Annotated in this window: 26 protein-coding genes; 6 read left to right on the forward strand and 20 right to left on the reverse strand. The window is 29.6% G+C overall.

Going from position 1 to position 23,773, the window contains the following annotated elements:
- Nucleotides 1–189 precede the first annotated feature (189 nt).
- The 8 genes from SJY17_RS13090 to SJY17_RS13125 all read right to left on the reverse strand — a co-directional run bounded on the left by SJY17_RS13090 (nucleotide 190) and on the right by SJY17_RS13125 (nucleotide 6,728).
- Nucleotides 190–702: a DUF2202 domain-containing protein gene (locus tag SJY17_RS13090; RefSeq protein WP_397363011.1), complete on the reverse strand. Its 513-nt coding sequence runs from the start codon at nucleotides 700–702 to the stop codon at nucleotides 190–192.
- Nucleotides 686–1,267 carry a DUF2202 domain-containing protein gene (locus tag SJY17_RS13095; RefSeq protein WP_397363012.1) on the reverse strand — a complete coding sequence of 194 codons (582 nt, stop codon included), beginning with the start codon at nucleotides 1,265–1,267 and terminating at the stop codon, nucleotides 686–688. The genes SJY17_RS13090 and SJY17_RS13095 overlap by 17 nt, the downstream gene beginning before the upstream one ends.
- Nucleotides 1,268–1,449: 182 nt before the next feature.
- A complete protein-coding gene (locus tag SJY17_RS13100; RefSeq protein WP_397363013.1) occupies nucleotides 1,450–1,587 on the reverse strand; it encodes a hypothetical protein in 138 nt (45 codons plus the stop codon).
- A gap of 57 nt (nucleotides 1,588–1,644) precedes the next feature.
- A complete protein-coding gene (locus SJY17_RS13105; RefSeq protein ID WP_397363014.1) occupies nucleotides 1,645–3,102 on the reverse strand; it encodes an NAD(P)/FAD-dependent oxidoreductase in 1,458 nt (485 codons plus the stop codon).
- A 74-nt stretch (nucleotides 3,103–3,176) separates the two neighbouring features.
- Nucleotides 3,177–3,485, reverse strand: a complete 309-nt coding sequence (locus tag SJY17_RS13110; RefSeq protein ID WP_397363015.1) for a hypothetical protein — start codon at nucleotides 3,483–3,485, stop codon at nucleotides 3,177–3,179.
- A 14-nt stretch (nucleotides 3,486–3,499) separates the two neighbouring features.
- The gene (gene cydB / locus SJY17_RS13115; protein ID WP_397363016.1) at nucleotides 3,500–4,573 is read right to left on the reverse strand and encodes a cytochrome d ubiquinol oxidase subunit II; all 1,074 of its coding nucleotides are present in this window, start codon (nucleotides 4,571–4,573) and stop codon (nucleotides 3,500–3,502) included.
- A 3-nt stretch (nucleotides 4,574–4,576) separates the two neighbouring features.
- Complete coding sequence (locus SJY17_RS13120; RefSeq protein ID WP_397363017.1) at nucleotides 4,577–5,908, reverse strand: cytochrome ubiquinol oxidase subunit I; 1,332 nt, start codon at nucleotides 5,906–5,908, stop codon at nucleotides 4,577–4,579.
- A gap of 97 nt (nucleotides 5,909–6,005) precedes the next feature.
- Nucleotides 6,006–6,728 carry a peroxiredoxin gene (locus tag SJY17_RS13125; protein WP_397363018.1) on the reverse strand — a complete coding sequence of 241 codons (723 nt, stop codon included), beginning with the start codon at nucleotides 6,726–6,728 and terminating at the stop codon, nucleotides 6,006–6,008.
- A 184-nt stretch (nucleotides 6,729–6,912) separates the two neighbouring features.
- Here SJY17_RS13125 and SJY17_RS13130 point away from each other — a divergent pair, with 184 nt between their 5' ends.
- The 3 genes from SJY17_RS13130 to SJY17_RS13140 all read left to right on the forward strand — a co-directional run bounded on the left by SJY17_RS13130 (nucleotide 6,913) and on the right by SJY17_RS13140 (nucleotide 10,034).
- On the forward strand, nucleotides 6,913–7,290 hold the full coding sequence (locus tag SJY17_RS13130; protein ID WP_397363019.1) for a hypothetical protein: 378 nt from the start codon (nucleotides 6,913–6,915) through the stop codon (nucleotides 7,288–7,290).
- Between the two features lie 65 nt (nucleotides 7,291–7,355).
- Nucleotides 7,356–9,458, forward strand: coding sequence for a TonB-dependent receptor (locus tag SJY17_RS13135; RefSeq protein ID WP_397363020.1), 2,103 nt, complete (start codon nucleotides 7,356–7,358; stop codon nucleotides 9,456–9,458).
- Nucleotides 9,459–9,476: 18 nt separating this feature from the next.
- Nucleotides 9,477–10,034 (forward strand): tyrosine-protein phosphatase, encoded by a 558-nt coding sequence (locus SJY17_RS13140; protein ID WP_397363021.1) that lies wholly within the window; start codon nucleotides 9,477–9,479, stop codon nucleotides 10,032–10,034.
- A gap of 60 nt (nucleotides 10,035–10,094) precedes the next feature.
- Here the strand turns inward: SJY17_RS13140 and SJY17_RS13145 are convergent, their stop codons facing one another.
- From SJY17_RS13145 to SJY17_RS13200, 12 genes are all read right to left on the reverse strand, one after another.
- Nucleotides 10,095–10,244: a hypothetical protein gene (locus SJY17_RS13145; RefSeq protein WP_397363022.1), complete on the reverse strand. Its 150-nt coding sequence runs from the start codon at nucleotides 10,242–10,244 to the stop codon at nucleotides 10,095–10,097.
- Nucleotides 10,245–10,438: 194 nt separating this feature from the next.
- Entirely contained in the window at nucleotides 10,439–11,701 is a 1,263-nt protein-coding gene (locus SJY17_RS13150) for an FAD/NAD(P)-binding oxidoreductase (RefSeq protein ID WP_397363023.1), read from the reverse strand.
- Nucleotides 11,702–11,857: 156 nt separating this feature from the next.
- A complete protein-coding gene (locus SJY17_RS13155) occupies nucleotides 11,858–12,064 on the reverse strand; it encodes a DUF2892 domain-containing protein (RefSeq protein ID WP_397363024.1) in 207 nt (68 codons plus the stop codon).
- 90 nt (nucleotides 12,065–12,154) lie between these two features.
- A complete protein-coding gene (locus SJY17_RS13160; protein ID WP_397363025.1) occupies nucleotides 12,155–12,790 on the reverse strand; it encodes a Crp/Fnr family transcriptional regulator in 636 nt (211 codons plus the stop codon).
- An 18-nt stretch (nucleotides 12,791–12,808) separates the two neighbouring features.
- Nucleotides 12,809–13,411, reverse strand: a complete 603-nt coding sequence (locus SJY17_RS13165; RefSeq protein ID WP_397363026.1) for a methyltransferase domain-containing protein — start codon at nucleotides 13,409–13,411, stop codon at nucleotides 12,809–12,811.
- Entirely contained in the window at nucleotides 13,411–13,707 is a 297-nt protein-coding gene (gene trxA / locus SJY17_RS13170) for a thioredoxin (protein ID WP_397363027.1), read from the reverse strand. Before trxA ends, SJY17_RS13165 begins: the two co-directional genes overlap by 1 nt.
- An 11-nt stretch (nucleotides 13,708–13,718) precedes the next feature.
- Nucleotides 13,719–14,723 (reverse strand): DUF3365 domain-containing protein, encoded by a 1,005-nt coding sequence (locus SJY17_RS13175; RefSeq protein ID WP_397363028.1) that lies wholly within the window; start codon nucleotides 14,721–14,723, stop codon nucleotides 13,719–13,721.
- A gap of 7 nt (nucleotides 14,724–14,730) precedes the next feature.
- Nucleotides 14,731–15,000, reverse strand: coding sequence for a heavy-metal-associated domain-containing protein (locus tag SJY17_RS13180; protein WP_397363029.1), 270 nt, complete (start codon nucleotides 14,998–15,000; stop codon nucleotides 14,731–14,733).
- Between the two features lie 40 nt (nucleotides 15,001–15,040).
- The gene (locus tag SJY17_RS13185) at nucleotides 15,041–15,400 is read right to left on the reverse strand and encodes a rhodanese-like domain-containing protein (RefSeq protein WP_397363030.1); all 360 of its coding nucleotides are present in this window, start codon (nucleotides 15,398–15,400) and stop codon (nucleotides 15,041–15,043) included.
- A gap of 128 nt (nucleotides 15,401–15,528) precedes the next feature.
- Nucleotides 15,529–16,944 (reverse strand): rhodanese-like domain-containing protein, encoded by a 1,416-nt coding sequence (locus SJY17_RS13190; RefSeq protein WP_397363031.1) that lies wholly within the window; start codon nucleotides 16,942–16,944, stop codon nucleotides 15,529–15,531.
- Between the two features lie 79 nt (nucleotides 16,945–17,023).
- Nucleotides 17,024–17,824 (reverse strand): sulfite exporter TauE/SafE family protein, encoded by an 801-nt coding sequence (locus SJY17_RS13195; RefSeq protein ID WP_397363032.1) that lies wholly within the window; start codon nucleotides 17,822–17,824, stop codon nucleotides 17,024–17,026.
- Nucleotides 17,825–17,891: 67 nt separating this feature from the next.
- Complete coding sequence (locus SJY17_RS13200) at nucleotides 17,892–18,524, reverse strand: Crp/Fnr family transcriptional regulator (protein WP_397363033.1); 633 nt, start codon at nucleotides 18,522–18,524, stop codon at nucleotides 17,892–17,894.
- A gap of 186 nt (nucleotides 18,525–18,710) precedes the next feature.
- Here SJY17_RS13200 and SJY17_RS13205 point away from each other — a divergent pair, with 186 nt between their 5' ends.
- From SJY17_RS13205 to SJY17_RS13215, 3 genes are all read left to right on the forward strand, one after another.
- Nucleotides 18,711–19,130, forward strand: a complete 420-nt coding sequence (locus SJY17_RS13205) for a response regulator (RefSeq protein WP_397363034.1) — start codon at nucleotides 18,711–18,713, stop codon at nucleotides 19,128–19,130.
- A gap of 95 nt (nucleotides 19,131–19,225) precedes the next feature.
- A complete protein-coding gene (locus SJY17_RS13210; protein WP_397363035.1) occupies nucleotides 19,226–21,934 on the forward strand; it encodes a TonB-dependent receptor domain-containing protein in 2,709 nt (902 codons plus the stop codon).
- Nucleotides 21,934–23,754, forward strand: a complete 1,821-nt coding sequence (locus SJY17_RS13215) for a YfiR/HmsC family protein (RefSeq protein ID WP_397363036.1) — start codon at nucleotides 21,934–21,936, stop codon at nucleotides 23,752–23,754. Before SJY17_RS13210 ends, SJY17_RS13215 begins: the two co-directional genes overlap by 1 nt.
- Nucleotides 23,755–23,773: the final 19 nt, after the last annotated feature.

A 23,773-nucleotide genomic window follows, 5' to 3' on the forward strand; every position in this document is an offset into this window, starting at 1 on the left:
AATTTCCAATAGTTAGTAACATTAGTTACTCAACTTAAGTAATACTGTTGCTTTGTAACTTATGTTACTAAACAAAAAAGGCACTTATAATTACTTATAAATGCCTTTTTACTAACCAACCAAAACTGACAACAACATCAGCTTACTTTTCACATACCTTATGTTTTTAGGCTACATTAATAATTATTTTTAATATTTTGAAAGTTGTCTATTAAATGCTTGCAAATGATTTTTTGAAGCTTCAAGTAAATTAGTATATACTTGTTTTATATATTCGTCTTCAGTATTTTTTATTGCTTCTTCTAAATCGCTGATATCTGTTACCTCTATAAGTTTACCAACTTCTAAAGCGTCTTGTTTTGATTGTGATCCTTTTTTAATTAAATCGTCATACATTTTCTGTAAGTCTTGATTATAAAACACACCATTATCGTTGCTTAATTTGTAGGCAATTTTGTTAGTATTTAATAAGTTTTCCATCATATCCATATGACGTTGTTCACTTTTCTTAATATTATTGAATACTCTTAAATTCCAAGTAGTATCCATAAACACATAAACATCTCTTGCTACTTTTTCTTCTTCAAGCATGTATTTCATATCACTAATTACTTGATCTGATAAAGATGCGTTTTGACCATATGCATTTATTGAAATAAAAATTAAAAATGCACTTACAATTTTACTAATTACATTGTTCATGATTGCTATTTATAATGAGGTTATACTCTTGTTGTGTTAAAAATTGTGGTGTATAAGTTTCGCCTGAATTTTCGATAACAGAAACAAAACTTCTTAGGTGATTTCTTGAACCACATTGTAAATTTTCAAATACTTCTATAATAGAAGTATTTGTAGTTGCATTTAGATTACTTTCTAGATCAACAATATCTAAATCCTCAATAGTAGCTCCTATTTGTAAAGCATTAGACTGATTTACTTGTCCATCTATTACAAACTGATTATAAAAATTTTGCAACTCTTGATTTACAAATTCTCCGACTGGTAATATGTTATATTCAACATTATAATAGTCTAATAAATTTGAAACCAAATTCATGTGCGTTTGCTCACTTAATTTTATGTTGGAAAATTGATTTATTGCCCAGAGGTCATCTAAATATTGATACGTGTCTCTAGCTAATTTTTCTTCCTCTAACATAAATAATAAAGCATTCTTATCTGCTTCTGTTAATGTTTGACTTATTGTGTCATTATTATCCTCTTCATTATCATCACTACACGCATTTAAAAGCGTAAACGACATTGTTATTAGTATGAACAGAATTACGCGGTTTGAAACTATATTTTTCATCTTTTAAAAATTTTGAATTATTTATAAATTTAGATAATAAATAAAAAATTATCAGCAACTTTTGTTACATAAAAAAGGCACTTATAATTGCTTATAAATGCCTTTTTACCAACCAAAAAAAACTGACAACCACATCAGTCTACTTTTCTAGTACCTCCATGTCCTCCAGCAACAACAATCATTATTTTTATACTTAAATAAATGAATTTAAAAAACTGAATAACAGGATTCATCATTTTAAACCTTTGATATTTTGATATTCTTTGTGTCATCCTTTTGTTATTTGCTAATTAGTTTATTTGATAATTTGATAATTAAAACGAGTAATTTTATTCAGGAATCAACCACCAAAATGGTCGCATTTTTGCTTTATATATAAATGCATAATGCAATGCTAATTTAAGCCAATGTCCTGCTAAACCAATTTCTCCGAAGGTTTTACCTAATTGTCGTCCTTGAGTTTCAGGATACTTTTCATAATCCGGAACAATTGGATAGGTAGTAATACTGACACCACTTCCTTTTGTCATTCCGTAACCTGCAGAAGCAATACAGGCTGCTCCCATATTTCCTAAACTTCCTTTATGGTTCAATGATTCTTTACCACTTTTAATAGAATCAATAATATTATCTGCTACTAACTTAGCAGTAATACCTGATGGCATTCCTGTACGTGGTGGAGAAGGTGAAATAACAGTTCCGTTAATACTTTGCCTAGGTTTTGAGATTGCGTGTGGAGGTGCAAATGCAATTCCTGGTGCAAATATGTTTTTATAACTTGGGTTTTGATAGGTTTCTGGCCAATCTTTTACGGACCATTCTTCATATGGTTTTGGTGTATAATCTGCATCTACAATCATAAACCCTTTAAATAGTTTATCTGTAATGTCTTGTTTGTTTTTATCATAGGCTTTAAAACCATGACCAGAAAACGAAGGAATTAACATTGCAAAATCATAAGTTTCTGCTTTATGTTCACCTTCTAGATTTTCGTAATAAGCAACACCATCTTTAACTTTGTTTACTCCTGCACCAAGGATCCATTTAATATCTCTGTCTTCAAAAATCATTTCGACCATTTCATGAGATTTCATAGTCATACTTCCATAGCTTAACAACATACCATCCATCCCAAAATCTCCTAATTTATACTCATTAGAAATCCAAGTTACTTCTGCCATATCACGCACATTATGTTTGCGTAATTCTTGCTCTACATTTAATATATATTCAAAAGCAGCACCTTGACACGTAGATTTTGCATGTCCTGTACCTATTAAAATTTTAGCTTTTTTACCATTTTTCATTTCATTAATTAAAGCTTCTAAGCCTTTCCAAGCGTGATCTGCATGTGTATAAGTACAAACAGAATACGCTTTGTTTTGACCAGGAATTAAACCTTCTGTCGCTTCAAAATTAAGTTTTGGACCAGTAGCATTAATTAAATAATCGTAAGTCACTTTTTCTTGCTTCCCTTTGTTATCACCAACAACATATTCGGCTAAAATATATGGTTTTTCTTCATTTTTATCTCCTTCCGGAAAAAACGAAATTGCTTTTGCTTGCTTATAACCTATACCTTTCTTTTTATATAAAGGTGCTAATGGGAATAAGATTTTTTTAGATTTCATTCTACCAATCCCTACCCATATATTGGACGGAATCCATTGGTAATTACTGTTAGGAGATACTACTACAACTTCGTGTTGCTTTGATAATTTTCTACGCAAATGTGATGCTGCAACATGACCAGAAATACCTGCTCCTAGAATAACTATTTTAGACATTTTTAATGATTTTAATCAAAGATAGTGGCAAGTTTATTACTACACTGCAACTTTTGTTACATAAAAAAAAGCAGCTAATTAGCTGCTTTTTTATTTATTTTATAGTTTAAATAATTTACAAACAAGAGTCCTATAACACCTCCTAAAATTGAGACTAAACAATTAAGTAGAAATAGCCAATTATTAAATGTTTCGTTTTGCATTATTGACCAAGGATCAAAACCTAATCTTCCAAAAGATTTAATTAAAAATATGCTTCCAAAAACTCCAATTAATGTATTTCCTATAAAACCAAAAGAATATTTTTTATTAAAAAAACCAAAGGTGTTTGCAGCAATGATGCCAATAAGAATACTAATTAACGAAATTAAAGTCCCAGTCATAATAGTTTATTTATCTAATGTCCATAATCCATTTTGTCAATCTTTCCTCCAAGTAATCTTTTTTGAATAATGAAATAAATTATTAGAAGAATAAAACCAAGGATTGCCCAATTAAAAGCTACTGATAATCCATAATTTTCTGCAGCAGTATTATAAATTGTTAATGGCTCATTAATATTATTAATAGATGGTAATAACACAGGAAATAATGATGCTAATGACGATGTGATTCCGCCTAAAATTAATAAGGTTGAAAACATAAAACCATAGTTTTCTTTTTTAAATTTTTTAATAAAAAACAGACCAATTAATCCTGTTAAATAAATTATTGGAAATACTATTAAATAAGGCCTATCTATAAAATTATCTAACGAGTTAGGATTTACTATTTTCCATACAAATATTGAAAAAATAGTTAGTATCGCTAAAGCGATATTTAACTTAAAAATCACTCCTTTAAGTTTATTGTTTATTGTTGAATTAGTCTTTAAAATTATCCAATTTGCTCCATGAATAGCCAAGGTAACTACAGAGATTAAACCAATAATAATTGTAAACCAATCAATAATACCTGGTGTGTCACTTAAAGGACTAAAACTACTATCCCATAATGGTAAGAAAAAATAATGCCCTTCATAAGCAGAGACTCCATTTTCTACTCCTCCTAAATTTACACCTCTTACTATGTTACCTAAAGCAATACCAAAGAATAAAGCTAATAATAAACTAGAAACGCCAAATGATTTATCCCAAATATCTTTCCACATTTGATAATTAAATTGACCTCTAAACTCTAAACCAATAGCTCTAAAAACAATTAACCAAAGTACTATTATTAATGGCAAATAAAAACCACTAAAAACAGATGCGTAAAACGTAGGGAATGCCATAAATAACATTCCTCCTGCTGCAACTAGCCAAACCTCGTTTGAATCCCAAAATAATCCTGCAGATTTTGCAATAACCTCTTTATCTTCTTCTTTTTTAGCATAGAACAAATGAATGATTCCTGCACCAAAATCGTAACCATCTAGAATAAAAAATATTGCTAAAACAATAGCAATTGCTATAAACCAAAATATTTCCATAATTTAATGTGTTTGAGGTTTTGGACCCTGATTAATAGTTTTACCTACTAAGACTAAAAACAATAAGCCTAGTAGCATATATAATGCAACAAAACCAAGCAAAGTAAATAACGTATTACCTGACGATACTGTTGGAGAAATACCATCGCTAGTTTTTAATAAACCATAAACTAAATACGGTTGCCTTCCTAACTCTGCAGTATACCAACCTGTAAGATTTGCGATGTATGGAAATGGCACTAAAAACATGATAGTCCAAAGTAAAGGCTTTATGTTATATAGCTTTTTTCGCCATAAAAAGAAAGCAGCAAAAGTCATAACTGCTATAAACACAGAACCAAGACCAACCATAATATGATACGCATAGTATAATGCAGGAATATTACTTGGTAACTCTTCTTCTTTAAATTGATCCATTCCTGGAATTTGTTTATCCCATTCTTGATAAGTTAAGAAGCTAAGTATATTTGGTACTGCAATTTTATTATCCAATTTTTTTTCGACCATGTTAGGTTGCCCGATTAAAACAATTTCTGCTCCAGCATGTTCTGTTTCAAAAATTCCTTCCATAGCTGCAAAAGCTGCTGGTTGGTATTTTGCAACATTTTTAGCATTCCAATCTCCTGTTGGAAAAGCAACTAAAACACTAGATATTAAGCCAAAAATGACACCTGTTTTTAGAAATAATTTTCCGTATTCTGTTTGTTTATTTCTTAATACATAAAAAGCACCAATACTTGCTACCACAAAAGAAGAAGTTACAACAGACGCTATTTGGTTATGTAAAAAAGCTGGCAGAAGCCAAGGATTAGTAAATAAAGCTGAAAAATTTTCTAAAACATATTTACCATTCTCTAAGATCTCATAGCCTACTGGATGCTGCATCCAAGCATTAGTTGCCAAAATAAACCATCCACTTGCCCAAGAGCCTAAAAACACTAAAAAACCAGTAAGAAAATGTAGTTTTTGTCCCATTAGTTTTTCGCCAAAAATAAATAGCGCTAAAAAGGAAGATTCTAAAAAGAAAGAGAACATGCCTTCCATAGCTAAAGTTTGTCCAATAATACCTCCTGTTAATTCTGAAAATTTTGCCCAATTAGTTCCAAATTGAAACTCCATTGGGATTCCAGTAACCACTCCCATTGTAAAGTTAATTGCAAAAATTTTCATTAAAAATTTTGCAGCATTGTTATATTTTTCAATGTTGTTTCTTAAATATTTCCATTTAAAAAAGACTATCAATAATGATAATCCCATGGTTAATTGCGGAAATATATAGTGAAATGTGATAGTAAATGCAAACTGCAATCTATCGTAAAAGATCATATCTTCCATACTCTAATTTTTATACTATAAAAATACGAAGCACTTATTTAATATTAAGCACTTTTATAATAAAAAGAGCCTCAATTATGAGGCTCTTTTTATTATTTTATTTTTTAAGGATTTCGTTTAACACTAAATCTTTATCTAGTTTTTTAGTACAGAAAAACCAATCTTTACAATCTAAATCTTCTGTAGATGTCATACGCTCTTCAGCAACACCACAAGATCCAGCTGGAGACACAATTACATCATCTCCAGGATTCCAATCTGCAGGAGTTGCAACATTAAACTTGTCTGATGTTTGCATAGCTATTAATGCTCTGTAAAGTTCATCAAAATTACGACCTAAACTTAATGGGTAATAAATAATAGCACGAACCGTTTCGTTTGGATCTACAAAAAAGACAGCTCTTACAGCTTGTGTTTTGCTTTCACCAGGTTGAATCATTCCATATTTTTTTGCAACATCCATAGAAATGTCTTCAATTAAAGGAAATTTAACTTCTATATTTTTCATTCCATTAAATTCAATTTTATCCTTAATGGTTCTTAACCAAGCAATATGACTATATAAACCATCAATTGATAAACCAATTAGGCTACAATTTGCTTTTTCAAATTTTTCTTCTAAATGTGCAAATGTCATAAACTCTGACGTACAAACTGGTGTAAAATCTGCTGGATGACTAAATAATATAGACCATTTTCCTTTATAATCTGAAGGGTAATTAATATCTCCTTGAGTAGTTACTGCTTTAAATTCTGGTGCTTTATCACCAATTCTTGGCATTGCAAATGTGTCTTGTTGTGTTGTTTCTATTGTATCCATAATATGTTTTATTTTAAATTATTTATAATGTAAAATTACTTTAGAACCGTTTGTTGGTGTGTAACATTTGTCACTTAAACCATATCAAAACGTTATAACGGTATAGACAACTACAATACATAACTAGTACAAAAGGTGACATAAGTCAGCTAATAATTTACAACAGATTATTATATTTGCATCAATGAAAATAGGCATATACATTATATCGTTTACACTTACTGCTTTGCTACTATTTAATAGCACTAGAGCATCGTTAACTTATGCCTATTACAAAATAGATCCTATTGGTTTTATTGAAGCTTTATGCGAAAACCAAGATAAACCAGAATTAGAATGTAATGGTAAATGCCAATTAAAAAAGGTAGCCAACTCACAGGATAAAGAACAAAAGACTCCTGAAAGTATTCTAGATTTTAAAGAATTAATCCTGTTTACGGAATCCGTAAGTACTATTACTTTTAACAATAAAAAAAGTATAAAAAAACAAAACCTAATCGCTTACCAAAATCTATACTCTTTTAATAATAATAGCGATTGTTTTCATCCTCCACAAGTGTAATATTCTTTTTTTCGAGATAGTTAAAACTATCACAAACCATTACATTAAATAAAATATTACTATAAATGAAAACATTATATAGTGTGCTTTTATGCACGCTAATTACAGCTATGTCTTTTGGTCAAGAACAAAACAAAACCAAAGTTGACACCACAAAACAAAAAATTAACAAACTTGATGAAGTTATTATTACAGGTAATCTAAAAAAAGACCCAGTTCTTACAATTGTAACCAATAATTATGATAAAGATATTGTGCAACCTAAAAACGTTGCCGATTTATTTAATAATATCAATGGTTTTTCTGTTATTAAAAGAGGAAACTACGCAATTGACCCTTCATTTAGAGCCTCTCAATACGAACAACTAAACATCCAGTATGATGGAGGTACAAAAGCAATGCATGCTTGTCCTAATAGAATGGATCCAATAACTACTCATATTATTCCTGAAGAAATTTCTAAAATTGAAATAATAAAAGGTCCATATACAGTCCGTTATGGAGCGACTTTTGGAGGAGTTATAAACATGGTAACCCAAAAGCCAGATTATGAAGATTATGGATTACACGGAAAAGTATCTGCTGGTTATGAAAGCAATGGAAACTCATTAGTAAACCTTGCACAATTACAATACATACAAGAAAAATATGATATTGTAGCTAATGCAGGTTATAGAGATTTTGGAAATTATGAAGATGGTCACGGAACCAAAATCCCTTCATCTTTTAGAAGTACAGATTACGGAATTAAAGTAGGTTATAATTTTTCTAATGACGAGCGTTTACAAGCACATTGGAGACAATCATTTGGACGTGATGTACTTCATGCTGCTTTACCAATGGATACAGAGTATGACAACAGTAGTATTTTGGCATTAGACTACAAACTAGATAATATAGGCAAAGTAGCAAAATCGTTAACCGCTAAAGCGTATTATAGTTATGTAGATCATTTAATGACTAATGACAATAGACCGTCATTTATGATGATGGAAGCAGCATCTGGAGTTGATGCTACTACAATAGGTGGAAAAATAGAATTAAACTGGAAACCATTAGAAAAACTAAATGTGTTTTCTGGATTAGACGCTATGCATGTTGCCAGAGATGGAGGAAGAACTAGATTAGTAAAAATCATGAATGGTAACATGTTGCCTACACCAATGACTTTTAACGATAAGGTTTGGCAAGACTCTTATATTACAGATTTGGGTGTTTTTACAGAAGCAAAATACAGTATTAATCCAAAAACAATATTTACAGCAGGTTTTAGATATGATCATGTAACATCACACATACAAGATCCAGAAGCAGATTTTGATGCTTTGTATGATTTAAATAAACGTACAGAGCACAATGTTAGCGGAACCGTTTCAATTAAAAAGAAAGTAACTGATAATTTTACTTTAGAAGCTGCCTATGGTCGTGGAATACGATCTGCAAACATGATTGAGCGTTTTATAAACCATTTTACAGTTGGTCAAGACCCTTATGAATATATTGGAAACCCAAATTTAAAAGCTGAAATAAACAATCAATTTGAAATTGGTTTTAAAGGAAAACAACCTTTAAAAAATGGTTTTAATAGTTTTAAATATGAAACCTCTTTTTACTATTCATTTTTTGAAAACTATATAGTTGGTGTTATCGATCCTAATATGACAAGAAAATTTAATCCAATGCTAGAACCTACAAATGTAAAAGTGTTTCAGAATATAAACGAATCTTATAAAACTGGATTTGAAGCTATGGCTCAAGTAGATTTTTTAAATGACTTTTATTTTAAAGCAGAATGTGCTTATGTTTATGCTAAAAATAAAGACTTAGCAGAATCTTTACCATTAACTCCTCCTTTTAATACTACCTTAAGCTTAGGGTTTAAGAAAGAAAAAATTTGGGGAAATATACAATATAATGTTGTGTCAAAACAAGATAATATTTCCAGCAGTTTTGGTGAAACCGAAACAGAAGGTTATCAGACTTTAGATATCAGATTTGGTGTTAAGCCAATTAAGGATATAACCTTAGGTGTTGCTGTTATTAATGCTTTTGATGAAACTTATAACAATCACTTAAACTTTTCGTTTACCAATCAAGCAGACTTTGGAAGAACTCCAATTACAGAGCCTGGACGCAATATATCTGCGTTTTTACAGTATAAATTTTAATTCTAAAATTATTTAATAATGAACAAATTAATAACAATAGTTATGCTATTTATATCCTTTGTTTATTCAAAGGATAAAAGTAAAACTGAAACTGATGTTACTAAAGTTGAATCTAAATACTTTAATAATTTGTACAGTATTAATGATTTTATTTACCGATCTGAACAACCTAGTAAAAAAGGTTTTAAAGAATTAGAAGCTTCTGGTGTAAAAACTATCATTAACTTAAGACGACTACGTAATGATAATAAAAAGGCTAGAAACACCAATTTAAAATTAGAACATATTCCTTTAGCAACAAAAAAAATTACTGAAGATGATATTATAGAAGTAATGCAACTAATACAAAACGCAAAAAAACCACTTTTAGTTCATTGTTGGCATGGTTCTGATAGAACTGGAGTAATGATAGCAGCATACAGAATAGTTTTTGAAAATTGGACTAAAAAAGATGCTATTGATGAATTTAAATTAAAAGAATTTGGTTATCATATAAAAAAATACCCAAATCTTCTTAATTTATTAGAAAATCTAGATACAGAAAAAATTAAAACTCAATTAAACATCTTAGACTAATTACTGCATAAAAAAAGGAGCACATTTTAAATGTGCTCCTTTTTTTATTATAATGGATAATTATCTTTCCTTAGGCTCTTCATTATTCCTATCACTATCAGACATGGATTTTACTAAAAAATAGACAAGAGCAGAACATACAACTGCAAATATAGCAATCATTACTACTCCATTATTCCAATTATATAAAGCAATGTTTTGAGATATCATAATATTAAATTTAAGTCATTATTTTAATACTGTAAAATTACTACAGTGTATTAATATTAAATATGACATTTGTCAGTAAATAATAAAGCATCTTAAATAAATAAGATGCTCTGCTATTAACCAACTATATAGTTCTTTAAAAACTAAAGTTATACAAATTTATTGCTATTTATAGTTTTTATCTGCAACCTATGTTACACTTCTTTGCCTTTCATCATTTTATTCCAATATAAATATGGTAATCCATATTTTTTAAGCATCCACAATCTCCAATGCTCTTTTTCGCTATTAAAAACAAGCATTTGTTTTAATTTTGGATCAGGAATAAAATTGTTATCGTAATCAAACTCTGCTAAAATCATTTTTCCATAACCTGTTACTAAAGGGCAAGAAGAATAACCATTATAAGATTTTGTTCCTATTTTATTATGTGCAATTAATTGTAAAATATTATCGCTAACTATTGGTACTTGCTTACGTATTGCTGCACCTGTTTTTGCAGTTGGCAAAGCAGCTACATCACCTAAACCAAAAATATTTTGATGTTTATTATGTTGCATAGTATGCTTATTTACATCCAACCATCCAGCATCATTTACTAAACTAGAGTTTTTAATAAAATCTGGAGCACGTTGTGGTGGAGCTAAATGTAACATGTCAAATGGCATTTCAATAATAGACTCTCCTGACATGGTTTCTCTTAACTCGTTATCTTCATTTATAACACACTTATTTTCACCAGTACCAACACCTTTAAAAGTTACCATTTGGTTTTCTCCATCAATTTTTACTGGAGCATAAAATGGTTTAAAATGAATTCCATACTTACTAACCACTTGCATTAGACTTTCTCTGATCTCTTTAACACCAAAAATTACAGAACCTGGTGTAGCAAAAACAACGTTTGATTTGTTTTTTAATCCATTTTTCTTGATATGATCTGCTGCTAAATAGGCTATTTTTTGAGGTGCTCCTCCACATTTAATTGGTGTTGTGGGTTGTGTAAATACTGCATTACCTCCTTTAAAATTCTTTAAAACATCCCAAGTGTGTTTTGGGTCTGTATAATTACTACAAACTACACCTTTTCCTAAAGACTCTGTTAAACCTTCAATTAAAGACGTATCCATTATTAATCCTGGAGACACAACTAAATAGTCGTAAGTAATATTTCCGTTTTCTTTAGTTGAAACCGAATTATCTTCTGGAGTAAAACCTGTTGCAAAATCCTTTATCCAATCTACACCTTTTGGCATTACTGATGCCATACTGCGTTTAGTTTTATCAAAATCAAAAGTTCCTCCTCCAACTAGTGTCCAAGCTGGCTGATAATAGTGCCACTCTGCTGGCTCTATTAATCCTATGTCTAACGATTTGTCTTTGGCTAAAAGGTTTGCAGATGTCATTATTCCACCTGTACCTCCTCCAATAACTAAGATTTGATAGTGAGATTTCATTTTAAAAAGTTTTTTAGGTTAGTTTATATCTTGATAAAAATAATTACATTTTAAAAATATAAATGTAACTTTTGTTACACAAGACCTCTGTTAAATAAGAAATAATGAATTTTAGCATTTAAAAATTATTACTTTCTTAAAATAAGTGCTAAAAAATCACTTTTTAATTTTACAGGTGTTTATACCAAATATTGCATATAAAGGACAGAAGCTTATCAAGCTAGTTGCAACAAAAATTCCTGCTAAAGCTAAAAGAATATATGCTAATGTACCTTCAATAATACCTTGCCAAAATAATACTACAACTGTAATTGCAACTACTATTCTAATACTACGATCTAAACCACTCATATTTACTTTCATAATGTTATATTTTTAATTATTATGAAGCAAAATTACTGGTTATTAACATTAAATCCTGTGACATATGTCACAACTACTCTTTTATTTTAATTAAAGTAATTGGATGCTTTTTTGTTTCAACTTAATTAGCCCTTCTTTTTCTAATTTTTTTAAAAGCCTAGATATTACTTCTCTTGAAGAGCCTAAATCGTAGGCTATATGTTGATGTGTGGAGTGTATTATATCTGTGTTTTTTAAGCTAGCCTCTTTTTTAAGGTATTTATAAAGTCTTAAATCTTTATTAGAAAACGTTAATAGCTCTACAGCGTTTAGAAGCTCGTTAAATTTAAGGCTGAATAGGTCGTAGAAAAACTCGTTCCATTTTGGATATTTAGTTGCTATTTTTAAAGCTTTATCTGCAGGAATTACAACAATTTTAGCATCTTCTTCAATAATTGCTTTTACTTTACTTTTTTGATTTTTTACAAGTGTTGTAATGGACATTACACAACTTTCTCCTGGTTTAATATAGTACAGAAGTACTTCGTTACCATTAACTTCTTCTTCTTTAAATACTTTTGCTAAACCAGAGACTAAAAGCGGTATAAATTTAATATAATCGCCTTGTTTTAGGATAACTGTACCTTCTTCTATTTCTATAATAGTACTTATAGAAATTAATTCTTCTTTAAGCTCTGGCAGTTTTGCGAGGTTTGGAAAATAAGTATCTAATGCTTCTTTAATCAAAATACAATTTTTTTAAAGTTAAAAAATTGTTGTGTCTAATGCCTTTTTTTCAATTTTAAAAAACAATTCTTTTTCTTTTCTACTTTCTATAGAGTTAGTTGCTTGTTCCATTAATAACACATTAAAGTAAGGTTTAAAATAGTCCATATACTCTGCTTTACAACCACCAAAAGGAGGATGATCTGTGTTTAAAGGTGCATCAAACAGCAAACCAACAACTTTACCTTTATGACTTAACAACTCATATGCTTTAGCTGCATAAGCTGGACGTAACTTAGGGTTTATAGCACAAAAAAAAGTTTGTTCGATTATTAAATCAAAGGACATATTTAAATCAAAAAAATCCTCTTTTATAAGATGAGAAGAAGGAAAATCTGGAACTCTAGTTTTTATGTTTGTCAGTGCTGTTTTAGATAAATCTACAACATACACATTTTTAAACCCTTTAATATGTAGGTATTCTGCTTCATGAGAATGTCCACCACCTGGAATTAAGATTTTTAGTTGCTTGTTTTTTAGTTGATCAAAATAAGCCTTTAAAGGAGGAGAAATATCTCCTAAATCCCAACCTATATCTTTTGATTTATATCTATTATCCCAAAAGCTTTCTGAAAGATCCATTAATTAGACGTGTTTATAATTGTAATGATTTCATTTTTTTGAAGTACACCAGATTGTCTCCAAACTTGCTTTCCGTTTTTAAACAACAACATTGTTGGCACACCTCTAACCTGATACTTTGCAGCTAAAGATTGGTTTTTATCAACATCAATTTTAATTATAAAGACATCGTCACCTAAATCATCTTTAACTTCTTTTAAAATTGGACCTAAGGTTTTACAAGGTCCACACCATGTTGCAAAAAAATCTACTAAAACTGGTGTGTCTTTATTTATTAATTCTGAAAATTTGCTCATACCTGACAACTTTATTTATCATAAGTAATACTCCAAATACCTCTAACCTGATTAACATCATAACCAATAGCTTTATCTTTTGGATATAAGTTAGCTAATTTATCTAATGTAGGTTTTTGTATAGCTTCATTAGGTTTTCCATGACATTGTAGGCACATTGTATTTGTAGTAATTGGGTAATATACCTGAACTTTATTATCTAATTGATTTACAATTGGTTTTGGCTCTGTATTATTTTTTATATCGTTTTTAAAAGCAGTAATATACTCTAATTCTTTGTCGTTTGCTTGATTATTTTGGTTTCTTGGTTTATCAGACACGCGTTTAATAGTTGCATTATGCAGTACTGCCATACTATCTGTTAAAGGGTAAGCCTTTTCGTTACAAAACGCTAAAGCTTCTAAAGTTCCTTTTTTTTGAATGGTTCCCATTAAGTTTTTTCCTAAAACCGCTTTGGTTGTTAAAGCATATTTTAAACCACGTTCTGCATCTGGTAAATCCTCAAAATTTACTTCTGCTTGTTGTTTATGCTTACCTTGACCTTTTCCTTTTCCCATACCTTGACCTTTATGATTCCCTTTTTCTTCATTAAAATGGTCTTCAAACCATTCTGGTTGGTCAATTTTAAAGTCAAACATATAATCTGCAATCTCTGCTATTGTTTGTTCCGGAAATAACTGCTTTGGCATTACTCCAAAACGTTTTACAGCACCAAACATTTTAGCATCTTCAGCATTTGGGTTTTTAATCCAAGCTTGCATAGACTTAACAAAATCTTCTTTTGAAGTATCACTATCTATATAATGTTTTTTAATGGCAATCATTGGTGGTCCAATCCTATCTTCTTGTGTTGCACTTGGACTATGACAAGTATAACAGTTTGTTTCCATTAACTTTTTTCCTGGATGCTTATTAGCTTCCATTTGCTTTTCAAAAGCTGAAAGGTTATCCTTTTTTGAGTCATTACAACTAAAAAAGAAAGCAACTAAGATTACTAATACTATTATTTTTTTCATTTCTTTTCTATTTAGAAAGTTTGCCAGTTGCGCAACTAACAAAAGATTTAGCTTTTGAGACTAAACTATTATTGTCTTCAATTGAAGGATAACCTAATGTTTTTAATTTATCCATTACAAGAAAAGCAGCAGCTTCATTTTGAGCAACAAAAGACACTCTACTGTCTTCTACATTTACATTTAGATCCGAAATGTTTTCAATTTCTGAAAGTTTAGAGGTAATTGTGCTTGCACAACCACCACATTTTAAGTTTTGTACTATTATTGTTGTCTTCATTATAAAATTTTATTTTAAATTAAGGTAAAATAAGCTTGTTTTAATTGTAATTTAAAATTCCGCCTTGTAAGTCGTAAATTTCTGTAAAACCCATTGCTTCAAGTTTGTTTGCAGATTGTCTACTTCTGCTTCCGCTTCGGCAATACAAATAAACTGCTTGATCTTTATTTAGCTTTTCAAAATCTACATTAAACTTTCCAGAGAAAAAATCTATATTTTTTGCACCATTAATGTGTCCAGAATTAAACTCGTCTGGTGTTCTAACATCTATTAATTGTACCGTTTTACTTTCTGTTTGTTCTTTAAAATCAGTAGGAGTTAATACTTTAACTGCATTGCTTTGTGCTGGTTTAGATCCAAATATTGAAGAAAATATAGACATGATTATTATGTATTTCATTTAAAAAAATTATATACTATAAAGTTAATTAATATCACTCGTTTTATCAGTAACCTATGTTACACAAAAAAACGCACGATACATTTATTGCATCGTGCGTTTTTAACTAACTAAAAAAAACCTAACTATTACTTTAATGTTGAAGGACAAACATAGTCTGTTCTTGGAATTGATGTCTTTTTAATGGCACCATAACCACCAGCAACATCTATTAAATTATGTATTCCTCTACTTTTTAAAATTGAAGCAGCAATTACAGATCTGTAACCTCCTGCACAATGTATATAAAATGGTTTATCTTCTGGAAACTCGCTTAAATGACTATTAATAACACTTAAAGCAGTATGCTTTGCTCCATCAATATGTTCGGCTAAAAACTCGCCATCTTTTCTAACATCAAAAATTACGTCTTTGTTATCTTCAAAACGCTTTTCAAACTCGTCTGCATCTATAGAAGTAATTGTATCATAATCCATTCCTTCTTTTTTCCATGCATCAAAACTACCTTCTAAATACCCAACAACATTATCAAAACCTACACGAGATAAACGTGTAATTACCTCTTCTTCTCTTCCTGCTGGAGCGACTAATAAAACTGGTTGACTTACGTCTGCAATTAATGCACCAACCCATGGAGCAAATCCACCATCGATACCAATAAAAATTGAACGTGGAATATGACCTTTTACAAAATCTGTTTGATGACGTACATCCAAAACAATTGCTTCAGTCTCATTTGCTGCAGCTTCAAAAGCTTTAGATGAAAGAGGCTTTTGAGATTTAGTCATTACCTTATCAAAACTTTCATATCCTTCAATATTCATCATTACATTTTGCGGAAAATATCCAGGTGGTTCTGATAGACCGTCTAATAATTCTGCTATAAACTCTTCTTTAGTCATGTCTGCACGTAATGCGTAGTTGACTTTTTTCTGATTTCCTAAAGTGTCTGTAGTTTCTTTACTCATATTTTTACCACAAGCAGATCCTGCTCCATGGTTTGGATATACTATTAAGTCGTCACTTAATGGCATTATTTTGTTACGTAAAGAATCAAATAAATAGCCTGCTAATTTTTCTTGTGTTAAATCTGAAGCTATTTTTTGGGCTAAATCTGGACGACCAACATCACCTATAAACAATGTGTCTCCTGTAATTATTCCGTGTTCTTTTCCATTTTCGTCAATAAGTAAATACGTTGTACTTTCCATAGTATGACCAGGAGTATGTATTGCTTTTATTTTATAATCTCCAATTTCAAATACTTGACCATCCTCTGCTATTGTTGCTTCATAAGATGGTTTTGCTGTAGGACCAAAAACAATTTGCGCTCCTGTTTTAGCTTTTAAATCTAAATGACCAGAAACAAAATCTGCATGAAAATGTGTTTCAAAAATGTATTTGACTTTTGCATCATCCAATTTTGCTCTATTAATATAAGGTTGCACCTCTCTTAATGGATCTATAATTGCAGCTTCACCATTACTTTCTATGTAATATGCTGCATGTGCTAAACAACCTGTGTAAATCTGTTCTACCTTCATTTTTTTAATACTTATTTTATTATGCTATTCAAAAATAGCTTTATTTTTATTTATATGTTGTAACAAAAGTTACAATCCTTTATTTAGTTAACTCTTTAAAAATGATGTAAATACCCATAATTAATACAAACCAACCAAATCCTTTTTTTAGTTTTTTTCCTTCAATAAAATTGGATAAATATATTCCTATAAAAATTCCAATTACAGAAAGTGATGTAAAACTTAGCAAAAATACCCAATCTATTTCTAAGTTTTCTACATCTCCAATAAATCCTATCAACGACTTAATAGCGATTATTAATAGCGATGTTGCTACCGCTTTTTTCATTGGGAGCTTAGCAAGTAATACTAAAGCTGGAATAATTAAAAAACCACCTCCTGCTCCAACTATTCCTGTTAAAGTACCAACTACAAGCCCTTCAATTATAATTAAAGGGTAATTGTATTGAATAGTCGTTTCTTCTCCAGAATCTTTACGATTATTTTTAATCATTGATATAGAAGCTACCAACATTACTATTGCAAAAAATAACATAATTGCAATGTTTTTTGTCACCAAAAAACTTCCAACACTAAATAATTGATCAGGAATGGCAGGCACTAAAAACTTTCTTGTAAGATAAACAGCAATAAATGCTGGAATTGCAAAAACTATAGCTGTCCTATAATCTACAAGTCCTTTTTGCATATTTCTAATTGCACCTACTAAAGCAGATACACCTACTACAAATAAAGAGTAAGCTGTTGCAGTAACTGGGTTTATAAAAAGTAAGTATACTAAAATTGGGACAGTTAATATAGAGCCTCCTCCTCCAATAAGCCCTAGAACAAGACCAATTATTAAGGCTCCAAAATAGCCAAATATTTGTTGTATATCCATTTGCGTTAAGTTAGTTTTTCAAATCTAACTTATACTTTAATTATAGTTAGTAACAAAAGTTACATTGCTATAAATCAATAACTTTAATATTATTTCTGTGTAGCTCTATTTTTCCATCAATTTCTAAAGTTTTTAATAGTCTAGATATTACTACACGAGATGTATGTAAATCTCTAGCTATTTCTTGATGTGTGACATGTATAACTTCGTTATGATTAACCATTGCTTTATCCTTTAAATATTTAAACAATCGCTCATCCATCTTTAAAAAAGCAATTGTATCTATAGCTTCTAGCAGTTCTGTCATACGGTTATGGTAACTTTGCAAAACAAATTGTTGCCATGTTTTATATTTACCTAACCATTCTTCCATTTTTGATATTGGAACCATGATTAGCTTTGCATCTGTTTCTGCAATTGCTCTAATCTCGCTTTTAGAGTTTCCTAAACAACAAGATAAAGTCATAGCACAAGTATCTCCTTGTTCTATAAAATATAACACAAGCTCATCTCCATCTTCATCTTCTCTTAAAATTTTAATAGCTCCACTAACCAAAAGTGGCATTGACTTAATATAATCTCCAATTTCTATTAATTTAAAACCTTCAGGAATATCTTTATATGTACCTACATTATTAATTTCTTGAAGTAATTCATCTTCAAATAAATAGCCATAATGTTGTTGTAACTCGTCTAACATTTTAATGTTTTTTTCTAATGTAAAGTTATATAAATTACTTGACTAAAAAATAAAATATTATCTGACATTTACTTTTTAGCCAAAACACTGTCTTTAATCGGTAAAAACAAATATTTAATCGAATAATCATAATAACTACACTTACTGAGTTAACTTATAAATTGTAGTTATTTATATTTCGGAAGTATGAAAAAAGATATCAAATGTGTATTATTAATTGATGATGATAAAGTCACTAATTTTTACAACACAAAAATAGTAAATAAGCACAAAAATTTTAAAGAAGTTATTGCGACTACTAGTGGCGAGATGGCTTTAGAATATTTAAAAGAAGCTAAATTAGGGCTATGTTTAAAACCCAATCTTATTTTCTTAGATATTAACATGCCAGCTATGAACGGTTGGGAATTTGTAGTAGAATTTAATAAACTAGATAAAGACTTTATTAATGACATTAAACTAGTAATGTTAACTACATCAAATAATCCTGATGATTTTGAACGTTCAAAACAAATTATATCTATTGATGATTTTATCAACAAGCCATTATCTACAGACTTGTTAACTAATTTGTTAGAAAATCACTACAAAGTTAAAACCTACTAGAAAATTTAGCTTATTTTTGCCAAGCTAAGTTAAAACTTACACCATTTATCATTAATTTTTTAACAGATTTAAAATCTGTAAAAAACAATTACATTATGGTTATCCCTTTTAAACACTATCTTACTTTTATATTTTTTTCTTGCTTAAGCCTTACTTCTTTTGCACAAGAAAGAGCAACTATAACTGGAATAGTATCTGATAAATTTGGGACTTTACCAGGAGCTAAAGTAACTATTGAAGGAACAACTTTTAATACAACTACAGATGTTAATGGTTCTTATACTTTTAAATTAGAAGAAGGAGATTATATTTTAACTGCAGAATTTGTAATGTATAATTCTGTATCTAAAAGTGTTAGCCTTAAAGTTGGAGACACTTCTACACTTGATTTTATTCTTGAAACTGGTTTTTCAATTGACCAACCCATATCTTTAGGAACAAGAGCAGAACCAATGTCATCCCTAGAAACAACAGCTCCAGTAGATATTATTTCTCCTCAAGAGTTAACTAATGCAACACAAATAGAATTAAGTCATATTTTACATTATTTAGTTCCTTCGTTTCATTCTACAAACCAAACTATTTCTGATGGAACAGACCATATCGATCCAGCTACTTTAAGAGGTTTAGGACCAGATCAAGTATTAGTACTTGTAAATGGAAAACGTAGGCACAATAGTTCTTTACTTAATGTAAATGGGACTGTTGGAAGAGGAACGGTTGGTACAGATTTTAATGCTATTCCTATCGCATCAATAGAACGCATCGAAATACTTCGTGATGGAGCAACATCACAATATGGATCAGATGCAATTGCTGGTGTAGTCAATATTATATTAAAAAAACAAGTCGAAGTAATAGATATTGTTGGTAGAACTGGAATTAATAAAGAAGGTGATGGACAAACCAATTATTTTGGTGCAAACTTTGGGTTTGTATTAGGAGAAAAAGGCTTTATAAACATCTCTGGAGAATATAGAAACAGAGAAGCTACTAATAGAGCCGGAAATTATACTGGTTCTGTATATTCTGACATACCATCAGATGATGCTGCATTAATCAATACCAACGATTTTTATAACACTACAGGTTATAAAAATCAAAGAATTATGGAAATTGGTAGTGCTCAAACCCAAAACTTAGCTGTGTCTTTTAATGGAGAATCTCCAATTTCTGCAAGTACTCGTTTTTACTTTAATGGAGGACGAAACTACAGAGAAGGAAAAGCTAAAGGTTTTTTTAGATTACCTAAAGATGAAGATCGTGTTGTTTTAGAATTGTTTCCTAATGGGTTTTCTCCACAAATATTAACAGATATTCAAGATGATGCTATAACTGCTGGAATTAAAGGTGTTAAAAACAATTGGAATATAGATTTTAGCTATTCTATAGGTAAAAACGCGTTAGACTATACTGTAAACAATTCTAATAATGCTTCTTTAGGTATTGCATCTCCAAAAACATTTTATTCTGGAGGTTTTAGATACCAACAAAACACTTCTAATTTAGATATTTCTAGAAATTATGATTGGTTAAGTGGTGTAAATATTGCTTTTGGAGCTGAATTAAGAGTTGAAAACTACCAAATTATTGCAGGTGAAGAAGCTTCGTATATTAATGGAGGAAGTACTTATATAAATGAATTTGGAGATGAACAACCAAGAATTTCTGGAGCACAAGTGTTCCCTGGGTTTCAACCTGAAAACGAGTTAAGCCGTTTTAGAACAAATAGTTCAGGTTATGTAGATATTGAAACTAATATTACAGAAAAATTATTATTTAAAACTGCAGCTAGATATGAATCTTATAATGATTTTGGTGGACAATTAATTTGGAAACTATCTGGTCGTTATAGAATAAGTGATGCTATAGGAATTAGAAGTGGTTTTTCTAGTGGGTTTAGAGCGCCTTCATTACATCAGGTTTATTTTCAAAATATAAGCTCCCAATTTATAAACGGTGAAATTATTCAAGTCGGTACTTTTAATAATGAAAGTGCTGTAGCAAATGAAGCATTTAAAATTGAATCTTTAAAACCAGAATTATCAAGACATTTTAGCTTAGGTGTAAATGGTAAATTAAAAAACAATTTATCATTTACTTTTGACTACTACTATATTAAAATAAAAGATAGGATTGTTTTGTCAGGTCGTTTTGCTCAAGGCTATGAAAGTATTTTAGAACCATTTAATGTAGGTGCTGCCCAGTTTTTTACAAACGCAATAGACTCTGAAACTTCTGGTATAGACGCTGCATTACAATACAAAAAAATCTTAGGAAACGGAAAATTTAATACCTCTTTATCTGGTAACTTTACAAAAACTAGAGTTGTTGGAGATATTAAAGTTTCGGAATCTTTAATTGGTCAAGAAAGTGTTTTGTTTAATAGAGAAGAAATTGCAAGGGTAGAATCTTCTCAACCAAATTACAAAATAAACAACCTTTTATCTTACGATATTGATAACTTTAAAATATATTTAGGAAACACTTATTTTGGAGATGTAAAATTTGTACATCCTGAAGACGGAAATCCAAATAATTGGGTGTTAAATAAGTTGTCTGGAGAAGTAGAAACTAGAGATCAAAAATTTACACCTAAATTACTTACAGATTTAGCTTTATCTTACAAACTAAATAATCACTTAGAGTTTACACTTGGTGGAAATAATATTTTTAATGTATATCCAGATAAGCATACACACTCTGCCAATATAGATAATGGTAATTTTGTATATAGTAGACGTGTGCAACAATTTGGTGTTAACGGATCAAACTTTTATTTAAGAGCCTTTTTAAAATTATAATGATATTTACTAAAAGAAACACATTTTTAAATACTAGCTTTAAAGCTATAATATTATGTGCTCTTTCATTTTTATATTGCCTACCAACCCACTCTCAAGACAATACAAATCAGCAAGTAAAACGATTACAACGTGCCATTTTTGTTTATAATTTTGCTCAGCAAATTAGCTGGCAAAACCAAGCAGATATTGCTAAATTTAAAATTGGTGTTTTAGGTCCTGATCGTGCAATAATAGATTTTAAATCTCTAGCTCAAAAACGTAAAATAAATAATAAACCAGTAGAAATTGTAAGTTTCAATGCTGTAAAAGATATTAAAAACATACAGTTATTATATGTAAACAAAGTCTATAACTATGATATAGATTATATATTAAACAAAATTTCTGGGCGAAACATCTTATTAGTAACAGAAGACTACAACTATAACACATCAATGATAAATATGGTTAATGTTGGAGACTCTTTTGAATATGAAATTAATTCTCAAACAATTAACAAAGAAGGGTTTAAATCTGCAAATTCGTTAAAACAGTATGCAATAAGTTCTTCTCAAAAGTGGAAAAATTTATTTAAAATTGCTGAAGCATCCTTAGATGAATCTAAAAAAAAGGAAGCACAGCAAGAAGCACTTATAAAAAATAAAGAAACTCAAATCAATTCTCAAAAAGAAAAAATTAATACCCAAGAAAGTGCAATTGACACCATGTTAAACTCGGTTTTAACTAAAAATAAGTGGATTGAAAAATTATCTAATCAAACCGAATTACAACAACAAAAATATGAAGACAAAGTAAAAATAGAACGTAGCTTAGAAGAAAATATAAAGCAACAAATAGAATTTATAAAATCTCAAGAAGAAAAAATAATTGCTACTAATTCTGAAATCAAAAAGCAGCAAGAGTATATAGAAAATCAGAATTCTGAAATCAAAAAAAACAAAACCACCCTTAAACAAAAAAATTCTGAAATAAACGCTCAAAAAACAACCAATACCTTATTAATTGCATTAATAGGTATAGCTTTATTAGGTGCCTTATTAATTTATCGTAGTTATTTAGCTAAGAAAAAATTAAACAAAGCATTAGAAGTAAAAAATATAGCAATACAGAAACAAACTATAGAATTAGAGTCTAAAAACGACGAGCTTGAGCAATTTGCTTACATAGCAAGTCATGATTTAAAAGAACCTTTAATCACTATTTCTAGTTTAATAGAACTGTTGGTAGATGAGTATGAAGACAAATTTGATGAGGATGGTAAAGTAACACTAAATTATATAACAGATTCTAGTAATAGGATGCAAAAACTAATTGATGCAATATTACAATACTCGCGCTTAGGTAAAAGTAAAAATATTACAGATGTAAATTGTAATACAGTAATTAGCATATTACAAGACGATTTAAAAAATGTAATTGACAGGACAGAAACCCAAATTATATCTAATAACTTACCAACAATTAAAGGTGCAGAACTAGAAATTAGATTACTGTTTCAAAACTTAATAAGTAATGGTATTAAATTTACTAAAACAGATACAAAACCAATAATAACAATAGATTGTACTAAAAACACAACATCTAGCTTAGGCGATTTTTGGGAATTTTCTGTTAAAGATAATGGTATCGGTATTCCAGAAAAACATAAAGAACGTATCTTTTCTATCTTTCAAAGGTTACATTCTAGAGAACAATACGAAGGTACTGGAATTGGGTTAGCACATTGTAAAAAAATTGTTGAAGCACATGGTGGAACTATCTGGTTAGAGTCTATAATTGATGAAGGAACCACCTTCTATTTTTCAATACCTGCATAATTTTAAAAAAATAAACGTT

Origin of the sequence: Olleya sp. R77988 (assembly GCF_044594215.1) — a bacterium.
GTDB lineage: Bacteria > Bacteroidota > Bacteroidia > Flavobacteriales > Flavobacteriaceae > Olleya.

Bases quoted from the DNA above. Each gene is read 5' to 3' on its own strand.
- SJY17_RS13090 (WP_397363011.1), bottom strand. From the start codon at position 702: ATGAACAATGTAATTAGTAAAATTGTAAGTGCATTTTTAATTTTTATT.
- SJY17_RS13095 (WP_397363012.1), bottom strand. From the start codon at position 1,267: ATGTCGTTTACGCTTTTAAATGCGTGTAGTGATGATAATGAAGAGGAT.
- SJY17_RS13100 (WP_397363013.1), bottom strand. From the start codon at position 1,587: ATGACACAAAGAATATCAAAATATCAAAGGTTTAAAATGATGAATCCT.
- SJY17_RS13105 (WP_397363014.1), bottom strand. From the start codon at position 3,102: ATGTCTAAAATAGTTATTCTAGGAGCAGGTATTTCTGGTCATGTTGCA.
- SJY17_RS13110 (WP_397363015.1), bottom strand. From the start codon at position 3,485: ATGACTGGGACTTTAATTTCGTTAATTAGTATTCTTATTGGCATCATT.
- cydB (WP_397363016.1), bottom strand. From the start codon at position 4,573: ATGGAAATATTTTGGTTTATAGCAATTGCTATTGTTTTAGCAATATTT.
- SJY17_RS13120 (WP_397363017.1), bottom strand. From the start codon at position 5,908: ATGGAAGATATGATCTTTTACGATAGATTGCAGTTTGCATTTACTATC.
- SJY17_RS13125 (WP_397363018.1), bottom strand. From the start codon at position 6,728: ATGGATACAATAGAAACAACACAACAAGACACATTTGCAATGCCAAGA.
- SJY17_RS13130 (WP_397363019.1), top strand. From the start codon at position 6,913: ATGAAAATAGGCATATACATTATATCGTTTACACTTACTGCTTTGCTA.
- SJY17_RS13135 (WP_397363020.1), top strand. From the start codon at position 7,356: ATGAAAACATTATATAGTGTGCTTTTATGCACGCTAATTACAGCTATG.
- SJY17_RS13140 (WP_397363021.1), top strand. From the start codon at position 9,477: ATGAACAAATTAATAACAATAGTTATGCTATTTATATCCTTTGTTTAT.
- SJY17_RS13145 (WP_397363022.1), bottom strand. From the start codon at position 10,244: ATGATATCTCAAAACATTGCTTTATATAATTGGAATAATGGAGTAGTA.
- SJY17_RS13150 (WP_397363023.1), bottom strand. From the start codon at position 11,701: ATGAAATCTCACTATCAAATCTTAGTTATTGGAGGAGGTACAGGTGGA.
- SJY17_RS13155 (WP_397363024.1), bottom strand. From the start codon at position 12,064: ATGAAAGTAAATATGAGTGGTTTAGATCGTAGTATTAGAATAGTAGTT.
- SJY17_RS13165 (WP_397363026.1), bottom strand. From the start codon at position 13,411: ATGGATCTTTCAGAAAGCTTTTGGGATAATAGATATAAATCAAAAGAT.
- trxA (WP_397363027.1), bottom strand. From the start codon at position 13,707: ATGAGCAAATTTTCAGAATTAATAAATAAAGACACACCAGTTTTAGTA.
- SJY17_RS13175 (WP_397363028.1), bottom strand. From the start codon at position 14,723: ATGAAAAAAATAATAGTATTAGTAATCTTAGTTGCTTTCTTTTTTAGT.
- SJY17_RS13180 (WP_397363029.1), bottom strand. From the start codon at position 15,000: ATGAAGACAACAATAATAGTACAAAACTTAAAATGTGGTGGTTGTGCA.
- SJY17_RS13185 (WP_397363030.1), bottom strand. From the start codon at position 15,400: ATGAAATACATAATAATCATGTCTATATTTTCTTCAATATTTGGATCT.
- SJY17_RS13190 (WP_397363031.1), bottom strand. From the start codon at position 16,944: ATGAAGGTAGAACAGATTTACACAGGTTGTTTAGCACATGCAGCATAT.
- SJY17_RS13195 (WP_397363032.1), bottom strand. From the start codon at position 17,824: ATGGATATACAACAAATATTTGGCTATTTTGGAGCCTTAATAATTGGT.
- SJY17_RS13200 (WP_397363033.1), bottom strand. From the start codon at position 18,524: ATGTTAGACGAGTTACAACAACATTATGGCTATTTATTTGAAGATGAA.
- SJY17_RS13205 (WP_397363034.1), top strand. From the start codon at position 18,711: ATGAAAAAAGATATCAAATGTGTATTATTAATTGATGATGATAAAGTC.
- SJY17_RS13210 (WP_397363035.1), top strand. From the start codon at position 19,226: ATGGTTATCCCTTTTAAACACTATCTTACTTTTATATTTTTTTCTTGC.
- SJY17_RS13215 (WP_397363036.1), top strand. From the start codon at position 21,934: ATGATATTTACTAAAAGAAACACATTTTTAAATACTAGCTTTAAAGCT.